Here is a 20,480-nt window from a genome sequence, read left to right as displayed (position 1 = left end):
CGTGATTTTGTATCAGCTTTTCAAGGACTTTGCGGGCCCGATTGCGATAATTATTGCCTCGGTCGTTGCCGCGTTTGTAGCGTGGCGATTGGGCCGGACACAAGCCAATATATCTAAATCTCAGTTGCGAACGTCACGGGAAAAGCTGCGACTTGATTTATTTGAAAAGCGATATGCTGTCTATGTTGCTGCGCGAAATTTCATCGACATTCTTAATAGAGATGCTAATTTGTATGACGATACTGACCTCGTCGAATTTGAAATTTGGACAGGTGATGCATGGTTTTTATTTAAGCATGAAGTAGTAGACTATTTATTAGATTTGAAAAAGAGAAGTATTAAAATTCAATTGCTTGAAAAAGAATATCAGACGCATCTGCAACTCGGTCAGTTACCCCCGAACGAAACCTATCAGAATAACAAACTGGCTTTGCTGAAGTCATTTTCAGATGATATTCCAAAATTGAAGGAGTATTTTCAACCCTATCTAGGGTTCAACGAAAAGGATATTGTTTAAGTGCGCCTTCTGTTCATCGGTGACGTCGTCGGCCGCGCTGGCCGCGCCGTTCTTATCGAGCACTTGCCGAAATTGCGTCTGGCCTGGGGGCTCGATTGCGTCATTGTCAATGGCGAGAACGCCGCCGGCGGCTTTGGCGTCACCGAGGCGATCTGCGGCGATTTTCTCGCCGCGGGCGCGGATTGCGTGACGCTCGGCAATCATGCGTTCGACCAGCGTGAGGCGCTCGTCTTCATCGCCAGGCAGCCGCGCCTGATCCGGCCCCTGAACTATCCGCGCGGCACGCCCGGCGCCGGCGCCAATATCATCGAAACCGTTTCCGGCGCCCGCGTCCTCGTCATCAACCTGATGGGCCGAATCTTCATGGACGCCATGGACGATCCTTTCGCCGCCGCCGAGCGCGAGCTTGACGCATGTCCCTTGGGCGTCGGCTGCGACGCGACCGTCGTCGATTTCCATGCCGAGGCGTCGAGCGAAAAACAGGCTTTCGCGCATTTCGTCGACGGCCGCGTCTCGCTCGTCGTCGGCACTCATACGCATGTGCCGACAGCCGATTACCAGATCCTGCCGCAGGGCGCCGGATATATGACCGACGCCGGCATGACCGGCGATTATGATTCGGTGATCGGCATGGAAAAAGAAGAGCCGATTCGAAGGTTCACGACGAAGCTGCCGTCTACACGGTTCGAGCCGGCGGCGGGCGCTGCGACCCTTTGCGGCGTCGCGGTCGAGCTTGACGGGAATGGGCTCGCGACCCGGATCGCGCCGGTCAGGATCGGCGGCAGGCTGGCGCAAGCGCGGCCGGAGTTTTGGGAAAAGGTCGAGCAAAGCGTGAGCTGACCGCGGTTGTCGGACGAGGCCGCGCAAGCCTGGGGCCACAACAACGGTCTTCCCACACGGAAGCTTGTTGCAAATTGTTGCGTCGCCGCTTTGAAATGTCTCGGACGAATGAACACATCAATTTGAGTGGAAGGAATCGACGTTTCGTCACTCTCTGAGGCTCGCGGATCATGAACCGTTTCCCGATCATTCTTCTTCTGTGCTCGAGCATCGGTCTCTTTGGGGCCTTGTCATTTACTGCGCCGCTCGCGGGAGAGGCGCAAGACCATCCCACCGCGACGGTCGCGGCGACCGGCCCGACGACGTCACATGACCGATCTTCGCCCCCCAATCTCGATCCGAACGATGCTCGGTTAGACTATAGGAGAGAATTGGAGGCCCTGAACGACCACACCATCGGCGAAATCGCGATAGGCCTTAGTTTCGCCTTGGCCTTCATATGGATTTTCGGGTTTGAGCTCGCGCTCAAACTTCGCGGCGATATTTTCCCGTCAAAGGTTCGCGCCCGCCTCGACCGCCTCGACGCGGCGAGGCTCTCCGCCATTGCCTCCGCCTGGGGGCTGAAATCACGCAAGGATGAGTCTGAATTACTAGACGAAAAGCAACTTTATGAGGCGCTCGCGGCCGCGGCCAATGCGGCGCTCGACAAGGCGAGACAAGATCTCAAATTGAATTCAGTTGACGAGGAATATCTAATTCCAGAGATTGACGGCCTCATCGCCCGCGCAAAAGATCTTTCTTCCCGGCTGCGGACGAAGGAGCCGGCCCAAGCCTCGGCGGCTGACCGTGGCGAAGCGTCGAGATTTATCTGGGCGTCGATTAACCGGATCAATCGGGGCTGGGAGCGGGCCTTGGCGAGCGGCCAAAAGTTGAAGCTGATTACGATCGACCAGTTGAACGCATTGCGATGGCCAAGCTGGTCGAGACTTGAGGGCCCCTTGCTCTGAAGCGTCGTCTTCGCACAGTTTCGAGCTTCTTCGCTATAACCCTTGGGCAAGGCGAAAGAGCCGGTCGCGTTCGAGACGCGGCGCGGCGCAACCGCGGCCTTCTGGTCGGGGGTAGATCCGGGCGCTCGAACAGAGAGATTTTTCCGCCCAGCGGGCAAGGCGTTGATCCTCGATGACCCAGTTCGATCTCAGCTTCACGCCGCTTCTGCCCTGGCCCGTCCTGATTGGTTTGAGCCTCATCGCGCTTTTGGTCTTCGGGCTCGGGCTTTACGCCCGCAGGCGCGGCGTTTTATTGCGCGGATTAGGGCTCGCTCTCTTGCTTTTGGCCTTGAGCGATCCCGCTCTGGTGCGCGAGGATCGCACGTCCCTGAAGGATGTCGTCGCGGTCGTCGTTGACAAAAGCGGCAGCCAGACCATTGGCGAGCGGCCGGCGCAAACCGACAAAGCGAGAGCCGGGCTTGAGAAAGCGCTGACCGGCCTCGGCAATGTCGAGGTCCGCGTCATCGAAAGCGGCCGCACGGATGCGGAAGCCGACGGCACGCGCCTGTTTGCGGCTCTGAACGCCGGGCTCGCCGATGTGCCCTCGGAGCGGGTCGGCGCCGTTTTCATGATTACCGACGGGATCGTCCACGATATTCCGGTCGATGCGGAAACGCTCGGCTTCAAGGCGCCTCTGCATGCGCTGATCACCGGCCATGAAGGCGAGCGCGACCGCCGGATCGAGCTTCTCGAAGCGCCCCGCTTCGGAATTGTCGGCAAGGAGCAGACGATCGAGCTCAGGGTGATCGACTCGGCGGCCAAGAGCGATCCTGTGACGCTGCGCGTGCGCCGCGACGGCAATCCCGTCGCAACCGTCTTAGCGACGCCGGGCGAACGCCTTCGCGTTCCTGTTGGAATCGAACATGGCGGCCAGAATGTCGTCGAACTGGAAGTTGACGCGCTGCCGGATGAGTTGACCGCGATCAACAACAAGGCGGTGGTGACGATCGAGGGCGTGCGCGACAAGCTGAAGGTTCTGCTCGTCTCCGGCGAACCGCACGCCGGCGAGCGGATGTGGCGCAACATCTTGAAGTCAGACGCCAATGTCGATCTGGTTCATTTTACGATTCTGCGTCCTCCGGAAAAGCAGGACGGGACTCCGATCAATGAATTGTCGCTCATCGCATTTCCGACCGCCGATCTGTTCGGCCGCAAGATCAGCGAATTCGATCTCATCGTCTTCGACCGCTATTCGAACCAGAGCGTTCTGCCCCTCATCTATTTTGAAAATATCGTTCATTATGTCCGGGAAGGCGGCGCGCTTCTGCTTGCGGCAGGCCCTGATTTCGCTCGGCCGGAAGGGCTCTTCTTCTCGCCGCTTGGGCGGATCGCACCGGCGCGCCCCGACGGCAGCTTGACCGAACACGCGTTCCGGGCCGCGATCTCGGACGAGGGCGCGAAACATCCAGTGACCCGCGGCCTGCCCGGCGGCGATCAGAGCCCGCCGGCGTGGAGTCCATGGTTCCGCCAGGTCAATGCCGAGGTCGCGCGTGGAACCAGCGTCCTTTCGGGCGCGGATAAGAAGCCTCTGCTTGTGCTTTCGCGCGAGGGCAAGGGGCGGATCGCGCTGCTTCTCAGCGATCAGATGTGGCTCTGGGCGCGCGGCTTCGAAGGCGGCGGACCTCATCTCGACCTGTTGCGCCGCCTAGCCCATTGGCTGATGAAGGAGCCGGAGCTTGAGGAAGAAGCTCTGCGCGCGAATGTCCGCGGCCGCCGAATAGAAATCGAACGTCAAAGCCTGTTGCCCGCGACGCCGCCGGTGACGGTCACGGCGCCGTCCGGCGCGACGGAGAACGTGGGGCTGACGCCGGCGGAGCCGGGGCTTTCCCGCGCGACCGTCGACGCCCAGGAGCTCGGCCTCTACCGGCTCAGCGACGGCGTCCTTTCGGTTCTCGCCAATGTTGGTCCGGAAAATCCGCGCGAGTTTCAGGAGGTCGTCTCGACGCCTGACAAGTTGCGGCCGCTCGCGGAGGCGACCGGCGGAACCGCGCGCCGGATTGGCGACGGAGCCGGCGGCGACATCGCGCTGCCGCGCGTCGTCGCCATGCGCGACAGCCCAGTCTATGGCGGCTCCGATTATGCCGCGATCAAGCGCACCGGCGCGAGCGAGGTGAAAGGGGTAGGCGTGCTCCCGCTCGCGATCGGCTTCCTCGGGCTCGCGGCGCTTTTGGGAAGCGTCGCGGCCGCGTGGCTGTTTGAGGGACGAAAGCGGTTTTGGCCTTCGTCAAAAATTTGAGCGCTGCGCAAGACGGTTCATGGTGCGCGGGTCGCGCGCAAGGCTGATTCCTGCACATGCAGACCCAAGAGCCTGGCGAGAAACTCGAGGAAGACAGGCCGGAATATGTCATTGTGCCCATTGATGACGTCTGGGGTCGCCTGAACGACCCAGAAGGGGCTTATTCCCGCTGCGTCGCGCGGCGGCGTCAGCACCGGCGCGGCGCCGGAGGCGGACAGATCATGGGTCTTCATCCAGGAAATATGTCCGATCGTGTTCAGGAGCGCCTGTCGCTCGCGCCGGTCCTTGCATTTTTCCGTCAGCAATGAAAAGGCGTTCCCGAACGGGAAGGCCAAGCCCGTCGCCCAGTCATTTCTGGCGGTGACGCATACGAACACGGGCGCTTGCGCTTCCGCGAGGCCTTGCGGCGGCGTGATGCTCCGCTCATAGACCAATTGATGCACCGGCAGATAGCGCGCCGCTTCGACTGCCGGATTGACCAGCAGGACGAGGTCGGCGAAGGATGGCGTAACCTGGCCCTGAGGGGTCGCCGCCGCTTCGATCAGCGATTGCGCCACGGCGGAATAGACGATCATGCCGCCGAAGCTGTGACCGACGATGACGAGCAGCCTGCTTCCGTCCTTGGCCTGCCTGTTGCGATATTGGCGAAGCCGGCCGAGAAGTTCGCGGATCGAACCGGTGGAGACGCGGCGGCCCGCCTCTTGCCGGTCCCAGAAGGTCAATTGCGACAGGCTCAACGTATCGACAAGGAAGCGCCGGCTATAAAGCGTCATGCCTCGCCAGCCGACGAAGACGCCGAAGACCGGCCGCGCCGTCCTTTGGCTTTCCGCCGCCACCTCCGCCTCCCTCCGCACAGCCGCTTCGAGAACGCCCGAAAAATGCGCCAAATTGTCGTCGTCGCTGCGCGCGTCGTGTTTCCAGCCGTGAACGAAAACGATGATTATCGCATCCTGCTCGCCGAATTCCGCAAGCTTGTCGGCGATGGCGGCCATCTGGGTGCGGTAATGGCAGACGCCCTGGTCGTCGAATTCGACGATTCCCAGGTCGTAAGATAAATTGCCGTCGAACGTGCGCCTCGAGACCGCTCTCGGCGGCTGATGGGGGACGTTCCCCATAATGCCAATCAGGGCCTCGCGGTTGCTCGGAATTAAGCCTTCTGGACTGCTAACGCTCATGCCTTCCTCCCCCGGTTTCGGCATGAAAAACGATACGCTAGCTGCGCGGTCTTTCAACTTGAAAAGGCGACTGGAAGAGATGCTAAGGCTGCGCGGCGCCCGCCTCGCCCGTCGGGCAAGTCAAGGAGCCTCGCCGAGCTCGCCGCACCTTCCCTCTCGCGCCCGCGAGCGCGCCTTCGACGAGTTCGCAATAGAGCAGGCGCTCCGGATCGACCGGGCCGATGAACTCGAGCTTGCCTTTCGGCGTGGGCGCGAAGCCCATGCGGCCATAATAGGTTTCGTCGCCGACGAGCAGCACCAGGGCGTGTCCGGCGGCGCGCGCGGCTTCGAGCGATTTCAGGACCAGCGCTTCGCCAATGCCCCCCGAGCGAAAGGCCGGATCGACGGTGAGCGGCCCGAGCAGCAGCGCCGGGTGATCGCCGCAGCGTATCGGCGTCATGCGATTAGCCCCGACGAGCAAAGTGCCGACCCTCGCGACAAAGGACAAGGCGTAGTCCGGCTCCACGCCCTCGCGCAGCCGATAGGCCGAACGGGCGAAGCGGCCCGGCCCGAAGGCGCGTTCGTCGAGCCTTTCGATGGCGGCGAGATCGGCTGGCGTTTGGGGGCTGAGAATGAGGGAGAGATCGGCCATCGGCCTAATAGAGCAGGATCCGCGTAAGGGGAAACCGGTTTCGCGACGCGAGCTTGTGGAAACTAAGGTTTGGGACCGCGCTTCGAAGCCTTTTCCTGACTCCCTTCAACCGCTCCGGCGCCAAGAGACCTACCAAGCGAGCGAGCGCCCCGAACATGACGAACGGCGACTCCGGCAACGCCGGCGAAGGTCGAGCATGTTCTTCGAAAATCCATGAAAACATGCTAGGAAATCCTAAGAGTCGTATTTAGAGTTATTCCAATTCAAATTGACGTTCTCGGAGCGCTGGCGTGAAAAGTTTCGCGGAATTGAGCGAACGCGAGATCCTCGCCTTGGCGATCGCGTCGGAAGAGGATGACAATCGCGTCTACATGGCCTTTGCGGAGGATCTTCACGATCGCTATCCGAGCACGGCCAAGGTCTTCGAGGAAATGGCCCTGGTCGAAGCGAGCCACCGCCAAATGCTCGCGGACCTCTACGAGAGGCGCTTCGGTCAGAACATTGTGCCGATTCGCCGCGGCGACGTGAATTTCTTCATCAAAAGACCGCCGGTTTGGCTGACCAAAAATCTCTCCCTCGACACGATCCGCAGAGAAGCCGAATTGCGCGAGGCGGAGGCCTTCGGCTTCTACCAGAAGGCGGCTGAGCACGCGCAGGATCCGGGCGTTCGCAAGCTCTTGAGCGAGCTCGCACAGACCGAACAAACCCACGAGGAGATCGCGGCCAATCTCGAGAGCACGCTGCTGACGACCAGCGCGCGGGCCAAGGAAGCAAAGACCAGCGAGCGTCTTTTTCTCTTGCAATATGTGCAGCCGGGTCTCGTCGGGCTGATGGACGGCTCGGTCTCGACCCTGGCGCCGGTTTTCGCCGCCGCTTTCGCGACGCATAGCAACTGGCAGACGTTTCTGGTCGGCCTCGCAGCTTCGCTCGGCGCCGGCATCAGCATGGGCTTCGCCGAGGCGCTGTCTGATGACGGCTCCATCACCGGGCGCGGCTCGCCGCTGCTGCGCGGCGGCGTCACCGGCCTGATGACGGCGCTCGGCGGGATCGGCCATACCCTGCCTTATCTTGTGCCCGGCTCGATTCCCAACGCCTTCTGGATCGCAACGGGAATCGCGGGCGTCGTCGTTTTTTTCGAGCTCTGGATCATCGCCTTCATCCGCACGCGGTACATGCAGACGCCTTTCCTCAAGGCGGCTTTGCAGATCGTTCTCGGCGGCGCCATCGTGCTGGCGACGGGCATTCTCATCGGCGCCGCTTGATGCCTGGGCGCAAGATTGCATATTGGCGCGCGTGAGTTTCCTTCTCGCCCATTTGTCCGACCCCCATATCGGGCCGCTGCCGCGGCCGCGTCGGCGCGAACTCTTCGGCAAGCGCGTCACCGGCTATCTGAACTGGAGGCGGGGCCGCTCGCTGAGCCACGACATGGGCGTGCTCTCGCAAATCGTCGCCGACGTTAAGGCGCATCATCCGAGCCATGTCGCGATGACCGGCGACATTTCGAACATCGGTCTGCCGGCCGAATTCCAGCTCGCGCGGACCTGGCTCGAAACCCTCGGCGGCGCCGAGGACGTTAGTTTCGTGCCCGGCAATCATGACGCCTATGTTCGCGGCTCGATGCCGGATCTCGCGCGCGCCTTTGCGCCATGGACGACAGGGGAGCGGCTGGACGGCGCGCAATATCCTTATCTCCGGGTGCGGGGCGAGGTCGCCTTGATCGGCTTGTCGTCCGGAGTGCCGACGCCGTTTTTCATCGCGTCGGGACGTTTGGGGCGAGAGCAGTTGCGCGACGCCGAGACGCTCCTGCTCGCGGCGGCGAAGCGCGGGCTCGCGCGCGTCGTCATGATCCATCACCCGCCGCAATGCGCGGCGCCGAGCCTTGGGCGTGGGCTCACGGACGCCCGCGATTTCGAGGCTCTGATCCGGCGCGTGGGCGCCGAGCTCATCATTCATGGCCATAATCACAAGCTATGCACGGCCCATATGGAGGGACCGGCTGGGCTGGTGCCTGTCGTCGGCGCCCCTTCGGCCTCCGCGGTCCGAGGCGCGCCGCATCATCGCGCCGCCTATCTTCTCTTCGAGATCGCCGGAAGCGGGCGCGATTGCAAGATCGAAGGGCGGGCGCGCGGACTTTTGCCGGGCGCGGCGATGATCGGCGATCTGGGCCGAATACCGCTCTGAGCTACGAGGCGCTCCAGAGCATTTTCAAGTGAAGTGGATACCGGTTCGCGTAAAGAAAATGCTCTAGGGCGGTCCGAACGCCAGGATCTCGCTCGTATAGGTCTCGTTGACTTCGGAGAAAGGGAGCTGATTGGCGCTGTAGACCAAGGCGCGATGCTCAAAAAGCCGCCATGGGATTGAAAGCGCCGCCTGGGGCCGGTCGGCCGGCGGCGCATCGAGCTCCCAGCCGTCGGGAAGCGGCTTCCAGAAGATCTCCACGGCGAAGGTCTGACGAATCGGCTTCAAGTCCAGCACCACACGGCCGAAGGGCGTGTCCGTGGTCTCGAGAATCTTATTCATTTCCTGGCTCAACCTGCCGGGCACATACCAATTGTCCGCTTCTGAGAGGATATGTTCCCCGCAGGCCAGCTCGACGCGGCGATATTTGACGAGCTCGGTCTCGCCGATCTTGAGCCTCTTACGCTGCTCGGCGGAGACAGGTTTTTCCATGCCGGGGACGAGCCTCGCCCGTATCTTCTGTTCGTTCGCCAATTTGTGGTTGGCGCACCATTCGTCCAGCGTCGTCGTCGCGCTGTGAGAGGCGAGCAGGCTTGCGTTCAGAGTCTCGACCAAAGCCAGCGCTTCGACGCGGGCGAGAAAAGTGTCCGGCCATAGGCGAGCGGTCCGCGTCGCCGCGGGGTCACCGGAAGTCGCCAAGGCGCCGAGGCCGAGCATCATGCCTATCCCAATCAGCCGACAATATCGCACGCTGGTCTTCCCACATCGTCTTTCGCCGCCTGGAGCCGCTTCCTGATCGAAAAGGAAACGCGCAAGTTCGAAGGGCATGCTCTAGGGCAGATCCTGTCGCGACGGAAGCGCGAAGCAGTCCAAGACGACGAGTGAAACGCCCCTGCATCCGAAGACCGAGTAGAATTGTCCAAGTCGCCTCGACCGCAAAGCTCATTCCGCGCGATCGGAATCGGCTGTCGCGACAATCGGCCGCAAATTCGTCATAGCACGGTTTGCTTATCTCGCCCTATCCGCTTTCCCCGCGCCTTGCGCCGGCGAGAGCGCTTCCCGATCAGATGGAAATCATCTATCTGATGGAAAGGGAGTCCCTTAGATTCCAAAGAGTTGGAGCATGTGTTGATCGAAAAAGTCGATCAGTTTTTCGGAACATGCTCTAAGCGAATTCATTCTTTCCCACGCCCAGTTATGGACTTGAGGCATGGAATAGCGCTACACGGACAGTCCACGGCGGCGGCGTTTGCCGCCTTCTCCCGCCGACTTCAGCGCTTTCCCGGCGCAGGCCCACGACCAACGGAGAATCATGTTCCAGCGGCTTTATCATTGGACTTTGAGCCTCGCCGAGAGCCGGCACGCGCCCTTCGCGCTTGGCGCGATCGCCTTTGCCGAAAGCTCGTTTTTTCCGCTGCCGCCGGACGCCATCCTGATTCCGATGTCGCTCGCGCAGCCCAAGCGCGCCTGGGTCTATGCGTTGATCTGCACGATCGCCTCGGTCGCCGGCGGGCTGCTCGGCTATGCGATCGGCGCGCTTCTTTTCGAGACCGTCGGCAAATGGCTGATCAGCGTTTACGGCTATGGCGCGCGGGTCGATGAAATGCGCGCGCTTTACGCGCAATGGGGCTGGGCGGTCATTATTTTGAAGGGGTTCACCCCGATTCCCTTCAAGATCGTGACGATCACCAGCGGACTTCTGGCCTATAGCCTGCCGCTCTTCATCGCGCTGTCCGTGCTCACCCGCGGCGCGCGCTTTTTCTTCCTTGCGGTGCTTCTTCAGCGCTACGGGGAACCAATCAAGGCGCTGCTCGACAAATATTTCGCCTGGTTTCTCTTGGGACTTGCTGGTCTGGTCGTCGGCGGGTTCTGGATCGCCGCGCGGGCCTTTTGATCATTCATGCTGGCGCAAACATCCTTTCGCATAGCCTTCGCCATCCTGCTGATCGCTTCGGGATCGATCGTCTCCGCGTGGGTCTTTGAGGCTTTGGGCTATGCGCCTTGCGAGCTCTGCCTCAAGGAGCGCATCCCCTATTACGTCGGCGTTCCGCTTTCGGGGCTCGCTCTCTTCCTCGCCGCGCGGGAGCAAACACGGCTGCTGCTCGCGGCTTTCGCCGGCCTCGCCCTTATCTTTACGGCGAGCGCTTGCTTCGGGGCCTATCACGCAGGCGTCGAATGGGGCTTTTGGCCGGGGCCGACGGATTGCACAGGGCCTCTCGATCATGCCCGCTCGGTCGAGGACTTCCTGACGCAATTGCAGCGGGTCAAGGTCGTTCGTTGCGACGCTGTCGCAATCCGAATCCTTGGCCTCTCGCTCGCGGGCTGGAACGCGGTCATTTCGGCGGGATTGGCGTCTCTGGCGCTTATGGGCGCATGGACGGCGCTACGCCACTCGCGTTGCTGAACGGCTTTTCCGACGATTCCGGCAGCCGGGCGAGAATGATTTCTACGCCTGTCCCGGCGAGGTCGCCAATCTTGCGAGGCACATCAAGGACAAAGCGGATTCCGGCGCATTGGGATTCATGCCTGATAGAATTTGCCCAACCCGGAATTTCAACGCGGAGGTCCCGCGCTCACCCTTCAAGACCTCGCCTCCGGTCTTGTGGTTATGCGGAAATATCCTCACGTCGAAGCCCATCGGCCGGAGCGTTTTTTCGAACAGCTCGTGCGTAACCCCGTCGCCCGGGCGGTGGTGGAGCTCCGAAGCCAGGACGGCCGCCTGCTCTTCGTGTGAGGAATGGAACCCTCGCTTGCTCCAATAGTAGAACGTGAGCCGGGCGTTCCAAAGCCACATTCCGGGCCCCTTGAAATCCCATGCGCTGCGCTGCGGGTCGTGATCGCTCACCAGGAGGCCGCCCGGAGCGACAAGGCGTCCAGCCTCCTCGATCACGCGGACCATATGCTCGCAATGGTGGATCGTGGCGTTGAGAATGACGATGTCGGCGACGCCGGAGGAAAGCGGCAGGTCGTGCGCATCGGCCAGGAGGGGTTGGTAACCCGTTGTCCGGGCCTGTTCCAATGCGCCGGCGGCAACGTCGACGCCGATCAAAACTTTGGGTTTGACTCCAAGCGTCGAAAAGACGTTGCCAGGCCCGCAGCCGATCTCGACGACGACTTTATCGGTCACATCTCCGAGCGCCGCAGTCCAACGCTCCCTGAACGCCGGGTCGCGATGGACGTAATTAAAATAGCCCATCATCCAGTTCAAGTTGCCGAAGTATCGGCTATGCGCCGCGATCCCTTCTGACATCTGAATTGTGGCGTCGATCGGAATTGGTCCAGACCAATCGATCACGGCGTCAGGTTTTAGCATAAGCCGCAATTCGGACGCTGGGTCGATATCGTATTTCTGACTTTTAATGACCTTATTTAGGTACGTCAAGATCAGTATCCTCGTCGCATGAATAGGCTATGTTCACAAATTTGTAATTTTAAAACCAGCCTATGAATGATATTCGTTGAATATATCGATGAATATCGGCGGCCCTTTAACTTGTTTATTGTGGCTATAGTTTGTCTGGCAATTAGGTATATCTATTATATTTAACATAAGATCTGTAAGGCGCTGCTCGCTGGATTCGCGTCAAGATCCGTTTGGGTTATTCGCGAGGGATCAGAGCAAAACGTGCAGAAGTTATGGCGTCTCTCTAATGCTACGTCATTAACTATTGATAACTTCTGAAATTTGTCAATCGCGCGATGTCAAAATATGTATATCACAAGCTAGAGCTAAATTATTCGATCAATTTTGGGAATTTATGTGGCCATAGCAAAGCGCTTTTTTCTGACAACTGATGTAATTTGCCTACGTTCATGGTTCGACGGAGAGAAGCGCCCTTGCCCGAAGCTTTTCGGTTTCGCTTTTCAACTGGCCGCAGGCCGCCAGGATGTCGCGTCCGCGCGGCGTGCGGACAGGGCTCGCGTAGCCCGCGTTGAAGACAATGTCGGAAAAACGCTCGATGGTCGCCCAATCCGAACATTCGTAAGGCGCGCCGGGCCAGGGGTTGAACGGAATAAGGTTGATTTTCGCCGGAAGGCCCTTCAACAGCCGCACGAGCTCGCGCGCTTCGGCGGGGGAATCGTTTACGCCCTTGAGCATCACATATTCGAACGTGATGCGCCGCGCATTGGAGGCGCCGGGATAGGTCCGGCAGGCCTGCAAGAGATCCTTGATCGGATATTTCTTGTTGAGCGGCACCAGTTTGTCGCGGAGGTCGTCGCGCACGGCGTGGAGAGAGATTGCGAGCATTGCGCCCGTCTCGCGGCCAAGCTCCTCCATGCGCGGCGCGACGCCCGCGGTCGACACTGTGATTCGCCGCTTCGACAAGGACAGGCCGTCGCCGTCGGACATGACGGCGACCGCATCGCGCACGTTCTCGTAATTATAGAGCGGTTCGCCCATGCCCATGAACACGACATTCGAGACAAAGCGCGAGCCGGCGGCGAGCCCTTGTCCGCCGTCCGGCGGCGCGCGCCCCGGGAAATCGCCGAGTTTTTCGCGCGCGACAATGAGCTGCCCTATGATCTCTTGAGCAGTTAGGTTGCGGACGAGCCTTTGCGTTCCGGTGTGGCAGAAAGAGCAGGTCAAGGTGCAGCCGACCTGGCTCGAAACGCATAAGGTCCCGCGATCACCGTCGGGGATATAGACGCATTCAATTTCGGCGCCGCAGTCTTGCTCATTCACTGGATCGAGCCGGATCAGCCATTTCCGTGTACCGTCGCTGGAAATCTGTTCGGCGGCGACCTTCGCCCGGTCGAGCGTGAACCGCTCGGACAATTTCGCGCGCAAAACTTTGCTAATGTTCAGCATCGAATCGAACGAGGGCGCGCCCTGATTATAGATCCAATGCCAGAGCTGCGCCGTGCGCATGCGAATCTCGCGCTCCGGGACGGCGATCTCGGCAAGGGCCTGGGCAAGCTCCCGTCTTGTCGCGCCGGCGAGCGAGCGCCGCGCGGCGTCGCGCGGCTCGGCCGCTTGGGCGGAAGATTCGGCGAAAAGAGAGGGGTTCATCACGCGTTCTTAGCACGGCGAGGCGAATTTCTCCAGGAATCCCGAAGCGGAATGGCTCACGGGCGTCGTAAAAGCGCTAAAACATGAGGCCAAGCTCGCAATCGCGAGCCAGACATCTTGTCAGTTCTCGCCTGCAACGAAGGACGCCGCATGCCGATTCCCCGCTTCTCCATCCCGCCAGCATGGTTTGCCGTTTTCCTCGCTCTTACGATCTTTGCAGGCGCGGAGACATTGGCGCGCGGGCAGGAATTCCTCCCGCTGAAGGATGCCGTTCCCTCGATCACGACGACCGGGACGGCGCGCGCCGAGGTCGTTCCTGACCTCGCGACGATCTCGCTCGGCGTCGAGACCGAGCGGGTGACGGCGGCCGAGGCTGCGAGCGAAAACGCGCGCGCCGCGCAGGCGATTGTCGCGGAGATCAAGGCGCAAGGAATCGAGCCGCGGGACATAAGGACCGTCTCCGTGACCCTTTCCCCTGTTTACGATGAGACCCATGACGCCAATGGCCGCCTCCTCAAGCGGACGCTGCGCGGCTATGCCGCCCGCAACGCCTTGAGCGTGCGCGTGAGGCAGATCGAAAAAGCCGGCGCCTTGGCGCAGAAATTGATGGAAAAGGGCGCCAATATTTTTCAGGGCGTGGCCTTCGATTATGAGCAGAAGGAACTGAAATATGACGCTTTGCGCGGAGAAGCGGTGCGCGACGCTTTGCGCAAGGCCAATTCTTATGTGAACGGTCTCGGAATAAGGCTTGGCCGCGTCCTCTCGGTCGGGCAGCCTGGGCGCTACGGCGGCGAAGCCGACATGTCTCCGAGGGCGTTGAGCGCGCAAGCGGCGGCGCCCTCGGTCGTTGTCCCAATCGAGCCCGGCGTTCAAGTTCTCATGACCGAGATCGAAGTCACCTGGGAGCTGGCGCAGTAGCTCTCCTCGTCAAAATCATGATTTTCGTACTAGGCGTGATTTGACGTGCTGCGGCTTAATAGTGGCGCTCAGGCGCTGATTTTCACAAGTTGAAACAAATAATGGTACGTGGACGCATGAACGATAAGCCTGCCGAAAACGAGAAGGTTGAGAACGAACACGTTCTGAATAAGGACCACAAAATTCAAATTCTGTTAGTTGACGCTGATCAGCCCTTTCCCGAACTTGCTTTATATATGCTCGATGCGTTGCCTCGCCCAGGCGACATTATTAATATTGCGATCAACGGAAAACTTGTCGGATATACAGTTGCCTTTGTGAATTTCAATCCATTCAATGAAAGGAGTCAGATTACCATCGGTTGCTCATATACTGCGCATACGACTGCAGCCACCATTGGGCCCATCGAATTAAAAGAGCGAATGGATCAAGCCGTTAAGTCACAAATACAGATCTACGAAAAGGCTCAGGCATATTCCAACGCAATGATGTTGGCCGGTTATGCTGGAATCTTTGCTCTGTGGACCTTTGCTAAAGGTGCACTGACAACAAGGACGACGAACGCTGTGATTGTTTTAGTAGGAGTATCTCTCCTTCTTTACGTGAGTTGGGAGATTTATGGCATGATTCATCGCGCTACTGCTGGCGCAAAATTTCTAGCTTTGTTGGACAAAGCGCCAAATGAATTTTTTCAGATTCTTGAGCAGCAAGATGTCGAAAACCGTCGCCTCGCGGGACGTTATATCCTCGCCTGGAGGATCATCATCGTCCCGACGATTCTCACAGCTTACCTCGGGGCGCTAATGTTAATTTACAACGCAGTCGCCAATATTTTTGGGTTCACGCAATGGCCATGAGTGCTTGGTTAAACGGGGCTGGGTCTAGAGGGCACAAAATCAGGATTGCGGCTTGGTCTCCGCCCCGCGCAGCGCATCGGCGAGCCGCATTTTCGCCGAACCCGGCCGCAGCGGCTTTTGCTGGCTCTCATGCGGCGCCCAGCCGGAGAGAAATATCAGTTCGAAAGTCGCGCGCAGGCGGCCGTCGGGATCGGCGAAGCGCTCGCTATAAATCTGCGCGGCGCGCAAGAAAAACCCGCGCGTCGAGGGCCGCCGCAAGCGCGCGTCGAGGGGATTAGTCGCGCCCATCGCGCGCAAATCCGCCATGAGCCCGAACATATCCGCATAGCGCACGGTCAGGGGCTCGCTATCCGCCACCGGCAAGGCGAAGCCGGCCCTTTGCAGCAGGCCGCCCATGTCGCGCACATCGGCGAAAGGCGCGACGCGGGGGCTTACCCCTCCATAAATCTCCGTCTCCGCCGCAGTCAGGGCTGTGCGCAGTTCATGCAGGCTCTGGCCGCCGAGAAGGCAGCCGAGGAAGAGCCCATCGGGCTTTAGCGCGCGGCGAATCTGGACCAGCGCGCCGGGGAGGTCGTTGACATGCTGAAGCGCGAGGGCCGACACGGCGAGGTCGAAATGCTCCGCCGCCAGAGGGAGGGCTTCCTCGTCGCCGATAAAAGCGAGCGCGCGGGCCGCGGCAGGAGCTTCGGCAATTGGCGACAGTCGCACAATTTGCGCGACTTCGTAACGCGCCGAAAGCTGCCGCGCCAGCTCGGGAACGGGAGTTCCGATGTCGGCGATCGCAGTGAAATCGCGTTTTATCACCCCGAGCCGCTCGCCCAGGTCCGCGATCGCATAGCTCGCCAGGAAATCAGCCGATCCCGCGGGGGCCGCGCGGCTGAGCCTGCGGCGGATCAAGGCGCGATCAAAGATCTGTATGGGCGATGGGGCCACGCGGCTCCTTTAGCGCATGGCCTCCGAACAGGGAAGGCGGCGTTCCGGAACCATCATGCAAAAGCGGTGGCTTCGGAGCGCGCCAAGGCTCGACCCCTATTCAAGCTATGGTCGCGCTGATAAAAACCGTCTGACTATATTCAATAGTCAAGGCGCTCAGTCTTACGCGGCGATGAGGGAGCACAGTGGCGAGACGAAGCCGGCGCGCGGAAGCCGCTTTGCGGGAGCCCTGGGCCCAATTTCAAATCGCCTTTGCGGCGCGCGCCTTGCCGTTCTTGCGAAGCTGCGGCCGCGCCGCGCTGGACATTGTATTTCCGCCCGCCTGCCTGAATTGCCGCGCCGCCGCCGATGCGCCCGGCTCGCTCTGTGCGGCCTGTTGGGGCAAGGTTCGCTTCATCGAGCGGCCTTTTTGCGAGCGCCTCGGCACGCCTTTCGCCGTAGATCTCGGCGCCGAGGGGCTGCTTTCCCCTGAGGCGGTCGCCGATCCCCCTGTCTACGCGCGCGCCCGGGCGGTGGCGCATTTCGACGACGGACCCGTGCGGCAATTGATCCATCGCTTGAAATATAGCGATCGGCTGGAGCTTGCCGGACCCCTCGGGGCCTGGATGGCGCGCGCCGGGGCCGAGCTTTTGGTCGAGGCCGATCTTCTGGTTCCGGTTCCGCTGCATCGGCGTCGATTGATTGCGCGGCGCTTCAATCAAGCCAACGCCTTGGCGCAAGCTGTGTCGGCGGCGAGTGGCGTGCCCGTCAATCCGTTCGTCCTGGCGCGGGTCAAGTCGACGCCGTCGCAGGTCGGCCTGTCGCGGACGCAACGCGCGATCAATCTGCAAGGCGCGTTTCGCGCGTCCGAAGATCTAGCGGCTCAGATCGAAGGCCGCGCCATTGTTCTCATCGATGATGTCCTGACCTCCGGCGCGACGGTCAACGCCGCATCGAGGGCGCTGCTGCGGGCCAAAGCCAAACGCGTCGATGTCCTAGTGTTCGCGCGAGTGGTTTAGGGCCGGTCTACCTGCGACATATTCGCAAACAAAAAAATTCTGATCTCAAACGTCAAATGGTGTGAAAACCCACTCTGATCCGTGGATGCGGGGGGTATCGAACAAATGCTCCCTTTGGTCATCGAGGCCAGGAGCAGACGCCAAGTTTGGCAACCATGGAGACGTGACCGTGACAACTTACATTCGAAACTTTACCAACAATTCCGCAGGCGCCGTAGTGCTCGCCGATATTGAGACGGGAGGTTCGGTCGCAATCCCGCCTACTCCTGGGAGTAATACAGTGACTTTGCCGGGGTTCGGATGGGCGATAAAGGATCATCTGGCGCAAGCCATATTGGGCCCTGGTCCCACCAATGTAGGGCCGGGAACCTACGAGTGGATTTGGGATGACGGCAATTACAACATCCTGCTCGCTCGCGCCGGCCTGTGGCTTCCCTTTCTTCTGATCCATCTGCCAACAGGGTCCACTTATTATCAGATCGACCTCACCTACAACCCCGCGAGAGACATAGAGGTGCAATTGGCCGGCGCTTCGAATGTCGCCTCCGGCATGGCCGAACACGAACTGGCGCATTAGCTCCTTGTGGAGGTTGAGCGTTTCGCGATCGGATGGGTTCATCTGATCGAAAACAATAAAGAATTGGAGCATGTCCCAATCGAAAAATTCGAGCAAATTTTTCGGGACATGCTCTATATGCCTGTTAACTGAGAAATTGCGGGCCGCCCGCGAGAGCTAGATCACCGGCCTAATAAAGGCAGCAGCACCGGAAGAGGGCGCGTTCAGGCGGCTCTTGTCGCGAGATCCGGCGCGACCTTGAACGCCGCTTCGGTCTTCGCTTTGACCTCGTCGAGCGTGACGCCCTCCGCCAGTTCGACAAGGGTCATGCCGGCGCCGCCCTCTTTGTCGATGGTGAAAACGGCGAGATCGGTGATCACCATATCGACGACCGCCGAGCCCGTCAGCGGCAATGTGCAATGATGCAGAAGCTTCGTCTGCCCCTTGGCCGTATGGTCCATCACCACCACAACCCGCTTGACGCCGGCGACGAGATCCATCGCGCCGCCCATCCCTTTCACCATCTTGCCGGGGATCATCCAATTGGCGAGATCGCCATGTTCGCTGACCTCCATCGCGCCGAGGATGGCGAGATCGATATGGCCGCCTCGGATCATGCCGAAACTATCGGCGGAGGAGAAATAGCTCGTCGTCGGGAGTTCGGTAATGGTTTGCTTGCCGGCGTTGATGAGGTCCGGGTCCTCCTCTCCCTCAAACGGGAAAGGCCCCATGCCGAGCATGCCGTTCTCGCTCTGCAATTGAACGCTCATGCCGGGCGGGATGAAATTCGAGACCAGCGTCGGAATGCCGATTCCGAGATTGACGTAAAACCCATCGCGCAATTCCTTGGCGGCTCGCGCCGCCATTTGATCCCTGGTCCAGGCCATTCAGAATCCTCCTCAAGCGGCGGCGGGCGGGCGAGTCGTTCGCTTCTCGATCGCCTTGACGATATTTGGCGTGTGGACGATGCTGTGGATGAAGATGCCGGGCGTATGGATCCCGTCCGGATCAATCTCGCCGGCCGGGACGAGATGCTCGACCTCGGCCACGGTTACCTTGCCGGCGGCGGCCATCATCGGATTGAAGTTTCGCGCCGTCTTGCGATAGACGAGATTGCCTTCCGTATCGCCTTTCCAGGCGTGGACGAGCGAGACGTCTGCAGTGAGGGCGCGCTCCATGACATAGGTCGCGCCGTCGAACTCGCGCAATTCCTTCCCTTCGGCGATGATGGTGCCGACACCCGTCTTTGTGAAGAACGCCGGGATGCCGGCGCCGCCGGCCCTGATCCGCTCGGCGAGCGTGCCCTGCGGATTGAATTCGAGCTCGAGCTCGCCGGAAAGATATTGCTGCTCGAAAAGCTTATTCTCGCCGACATAGGATGAAACCATCTTCCTGATCTGCCTTGTCTCGAGCAGAAGCCCGAGGCCGCCGCCGTCGACGCCCGCATTGTTCGAGATCACGGTCAGATTCTTGACGCCGAGATCGCGGAGCGCGACGATCAAAACCTGTGGTATGCCGCAAAGGCCAAACCCTCCGCACATGAGAGTCATGCCGTCCTTGACCACATCGGCCAAAGCCGAGCGAGCGTCCTTGACTATCTTATCCATGGGCGTGACCTTGTCCGCCGGCCGTCGCCTTCGTCCAGCCGGATAAATGGCCTTGGCTCGACGGCCCCAAGCCAGCCTTTTCGCATGATTACGACGCAAAAAAACCCGAGATCGCGCGGTCTCGAGCCTTTTCGCGGTCGAGCCGACGCCTTGGCGCGCGCCGCCTCATCCGCCATTATAGTCTAGGCGATGAAATGATCCAGCCGCGTTTTGGCGGGCTTAGGCGGCGGGTTTGGCGGCGGTCAGGAGTGTGTTGACGCCGTCGCGGAAATGGACTTCGGCCGGATCGAAACCGATGTCCCGCATCTTCGTCAGCGCGGGGCCGAGCCGCATCAGATGATCGGCCGACTCGTCGCTGAAGAGATGGATGATCCATTGCTCCAGCAGGTCGTAGCGACCGATGGCGGAAAAGGCCTTGAAATAATGGCGCGCCTCTTCCTGGGTCAGACGCGTGTGCTCGGCGTCGTCGTCGAGGCCATAACGGTCGCCGTTCACGAACAGGCCGCCAGGCCGCAGCACGCGGAAAATCTCCGACAGCACCCGGTCCCGATAGCCGTTGAGAAAATTATGCACGGCATAGCCAGAGGCCACCACATCGACGCTCTCGGTCGGAAGCTCCCGCAGGCCGGACAGCGCATCCGCCTCGACCAGCCGCACGCGCCCCTGATCCACGAAGCGCGAGAGATTGCCGCGCGCCTGCGCAAGCATTGTCGGCTCGTTGTCGACGGCGGTGATGGCGAGGTCGGGGCGCGCTTCGAGCAGCGCCTGGGTCGTGATCCCGGTGCCGCAGCCAATTTCGAACAATTCGAGCGGCCGTGTTGGCCGGGCGGGCAGGCTTGCGACAAACTCTCCGACGCGGAGACTAATCGCCGCCGCGGCCGGGCAGATGAGTTTCAGCATTTCATATTCCGCGCCGATCGGCCCGGAGAAAAGCCGCTCAGCTCGGTCGGTCGGAATCGTCGACATATTCGTCATCGGCGGAAATAGCTCTCGTAAGCTCGGCGGAAAAAGCTTCGCGACGCCGCAAAGCTTCTTCG

Annotated in this window: 21 protein-coding genes; 12 read left to right on the top strand and 9 right to left on the bottom strand. The window is 60.5% G+C overall.

Going from position 1 to position 20,480, the window contains the following annotated elements; genetic code table 11:
* Nucleotide 1: 1 nt before the first annotated feature.
* From RZS28_RS04835 to RZS28_RS04820, 4 genes are all read left to right on the top strand, one after another.
* Complete coding sequence (locus tag RZS28_RS04835) at nt 2-517, top strand: hypothetical protein (RefSeq protein WP_407340207.1); 516 nt, start codon at nt 2-4, stop codon at nt 515-517.
* Entirely contained in the window at nt 518-1,357 is an 840-nt protein-coding gene (locus tag RZS28_RS04830) for a YmdB family metallophosphoesterase (protein ID WP_407340206.1), read from the top strand.
* 170 nt (nt 1,358-1,527) lie between these two features.
* Nucleotides 1,528-2,304 (top strand): hypothetical protein, encoded by a 777-nt coding sequence (locus RZS28_RS04825; protein ID WP_407340205.1) that lies wholly within the window; start codon nt 1,528-1,530, stop codon nt 2,302-2,304.
* Nucleotides 2,305-2,476: 172 nt separating this feature from the next.
* A complete protein-coding gene (locus tag RZS28_RS04820) occupies nt 2,477-4,579 on the top strand; it encodes a hypothetical protein (protein ID WP_407340204.1) in 2,103 nt (700 codons plus the stop codon).
* Between the two features lie 17 nt (nt 4,580-4,596).
* Here the strand turns inward: RZS28_RS04820 and RZS28_RS04815 are convergent, their stop codons facing one another.
* Entirely contained in the window at nt 4,597-5,754 is a 1,158-nt protein-coding gene (locus RZS28_RS04815; RefSeq protein WP_407340203.1) for a hypothetical protein, read from the bottom strand.
* Nucleotides 5,755-5,836: 82 nt separating this feature from the next.
* Complete coding sequence (locus RZS28_RS04810) at nt 5,837-6,385, bottom strand: GNAT family N-acetyltransferase (RefSeq protein WP_407340202.1); 549 nt, start codon at nt 6,383-6,385, stop codon at nt 5,837-5,839.
* 290 nt (nt 6,386-6,675) lie between these two features.
* Between RZS28_RS04810 and mbfA the strand changes: the two genes are divergently transcribed.
* Nucleotides 6,676-7,647: an iron exporter MbfA gene (mbfA, locus tag RZS28_RS04805; RefSeq protein ID WP_407340201.1), complete on the top strand. Its 972-nt coding sequence runs from the start codon at nt 6,676-6,678 to the stop codon at nt 7,645-7,647.
* A 31-nt stretch (nt 7,648-7,678) separates the two neighbouring features.
* On the top strand, nt 7,679-8,566 hold the full coding sequence (locus RZS28_RS04800) for a metallophosphoesterase family protein (RefSeq protein WP_407341047.1): 888 nt from the start codon (nt 7,679-7,681) through the stop codon (nt 8,564-8,566).
* 63 nt (nt 8,567-8,629) lie between these two features.
* Here RZS28_RS04800 and RZS28_RS04795 read toward each other — a convergent pair whose 3' ends face one another.
* Nucleotides 8,630-9,391, bottom strand: a complete 762-nt coding sequence (locus RZS28_RS04795) for a hypothetical protein (protein WP_407340200.1) — start codon at nt 9,389-9,391, stop codon at nt 8,630-8,632.
* A gap of 484 nt (nt 9,392-9,875) precedes the next feature.
* On the opposite strand from RZS28_RS04795, the gene RZS28_RS04790 reads away from it, so the two are divergent.
* Together RZS28_RS04790 and RZS28_RS04785 are read left to right on the top strand one after the other, a co-directional pair.
* A complete protein-coding gene (locus tag RZS28_RS04790) occupies nt 9,876-10,457 on the top strand; it encodes a YqaA family protein (protein WP_407340199.1) in 582 nt (193 codons plus the stop codon).
* 6 nt (nt 10,458-10,463) lie between these two features.
* Nucleotides 10,464-10,967 carry a disulfide bond formation protein B gene (locus tag RZS28_RS04785; protein WP_407340198.1) on the top strand — a complete coding sequence of 168 codons (504 nt, stop codon included), beginning with the start codon at nt 10,464-10,466 and terminating at the stop codon, nt 10,965-10,967.
* A 42-nt stretch (nt 10,968-11,009) separates the two neighbouring features.
* Here the strand turns inward: RZS28_RS04785 and RZS28_RS04780 are convergent, their stop codons facing one another.
* Nucleotides 11,010-11,945 (bottom strand): class I SAM-dependent methyltransferase, encoded by a 936-nt coding sequence (locus RZS28_RS04780; RefSeq protein ID WP_407340197.1) that lies wholly within the window; start codon nt 11,943-11,945, stop codon nt 11,010-11,012.
* Between the two features lie 429 nt (nt 11,946-12,374).
* Nucleotides 12,375-13,574 (bottom strand): 23S rRNA (adenine(2503)-C(2))-methyltransferase RlmN, encoded by a 1,200-nt coding sequence (gene rlmN / locus RZS28_RS04775; RefSeq protein WP_407340196.1) that lies wholly within the window; start codon nt 13,572-13,574, stop codon nt 12,375-12,377.
* Between the two features lie 150 nt (nt 13,575-13,724).
* Between rlmN and RZS28_RS04770 the strand changes: the two genes are divergently transcribed.
* Both RZS28_RS04770 and RZS28_RS04765 read left to right on the top strand, forming a co-directional pair.
* Nucleotides 13,725-14,492 carry an SIMPL domain-containing protein gene (locus RZS28_RS04770; protein WP_407340195.1) on the top strand — a complete coding sequence of 256 codons (768 nt, stop codon included), beginning with the start codon at nt 13,725-13,727 and terminating at the stop codon, nt 14,490-14,492.
* A gap of 116 nt (nt 14,493-14,608) precedes the next feature.
* Nucleotides 14,609-15,349 (top strand): hypothetical protein, encoded by a 741-nt coding sequence (locus RZS28_RS04765; protein ID WP_407340194.1) that lies wholly within the window; start codon nt 14,609-14,611, stop codon nt 15,347-15,349.
* Between the two features lie 39 nt (nt 15,350-15,388).
* Here RZS28_RS04765 and RZS28_RS04760 read toward each other — a convergent pair whose 3' ends face one another.
* Nucleotides 15,389-16,282: a methyltransferase domain-containing protein gene (locus RZS28_RS04760; RefSeq protein WP_407340193.1), complete on the bottom strand. Its 894-nt coding sequence runs from the start codon at nt 16,280-16,282 to the stop codon at nt 15,389-15,391.
* A 218-nt stretch (nt 16,283-16,500) separates the two neighbouring features.
* Between RZS28_RS04760 and RZS28_RS04755 the strand changes: the two genes are divergently transcribed.
* Together RZS28_RS04755 and RZS28_RS04750 are read left to right on the top strand one after the other, a co-directional pair.
* Nucleotides 16,501-17,280, top strand: a complete 780-nt coding sequence (locus RZS28_RS04755) for a ComF family protein (RefSeq protein ID WP_407341046.1) — start codon at nt 16,501-16,503, stop codon at nt 17,278-17,280.
* 169 nt (nt 17,281-17,449) lie between these two features.
* Entirely contained in the window at nt 17,450-17,857 is a 408-nt protein-coding gene (locus tag RZS28_RS04750) for a hypothetical protein (RefSeq protein WP_407340192.1), read from the top strand.
* 203 nt (nt 17,858-18,060) lie between these two features.
* On the opposite strand, the gene RZS28_RS04745 is transcribed toward RZS28_RS04750, so the two are convergent.
* From RZS28_RS04745 to RZS28_RS04735, 3 genes are all read right to left on the bottom strand, one after another.
* The gene (locus RZS28_RS04745; RefSeq protein ID WP_407340191.1) at nt 18,061-18,723 is read right to left on the bottom strand and encodes a 3-oxoacid CoA-transferase subunit B; all 663 of its coding nucleotides are present in this window, start codon (nt 18,721-18,723) and stop codon (nt 18,061-18,063) included.
* Nucleotides 18,724-18,735: 12 nt separating this feature from the next.
* Entirely contained in the window at nt 18,736-19,443 is a 708-nt protein-coding gene (locus RZS28_RS04740; protein WP_407340190.1) for a CoA transferase subunit A, read from the bottom strand.
* A gap of 219 nt (nt 19,444-19,662) precedes the next feature.
* The gene (locus RZS28_RS04735) at nt 19,663-20,409 is read right to left on the bottom strand and encodes a methyltransferase domain-containing protein (RefSeq protein WP_407340189.1); all 747 of its coding nucleotides are present in this window, start codon (nt 20,407-20,409) and stop codon (nt 19,663-19,665) included.
* Between the last annotated feature and the right edge of the window lie 71 nt (nt 20,410-20,480).

The organism is Methylocapsa polymorpha, from assembly GCF_045689225.1.
GTDB classification, from domain to species: domain Bacteria; phylum Pseudomonadota; class Alphaproteobacteria; order Rhizobiales; family Beijerinckiaceae; genus Methylocapsa; species Methylocapsa polymorpha.
The sequence above is the reverse complement of the archived record's forward strand: the minus strand, read 5'-3'. Positions and strand labels throughout refer to the sequence as shown.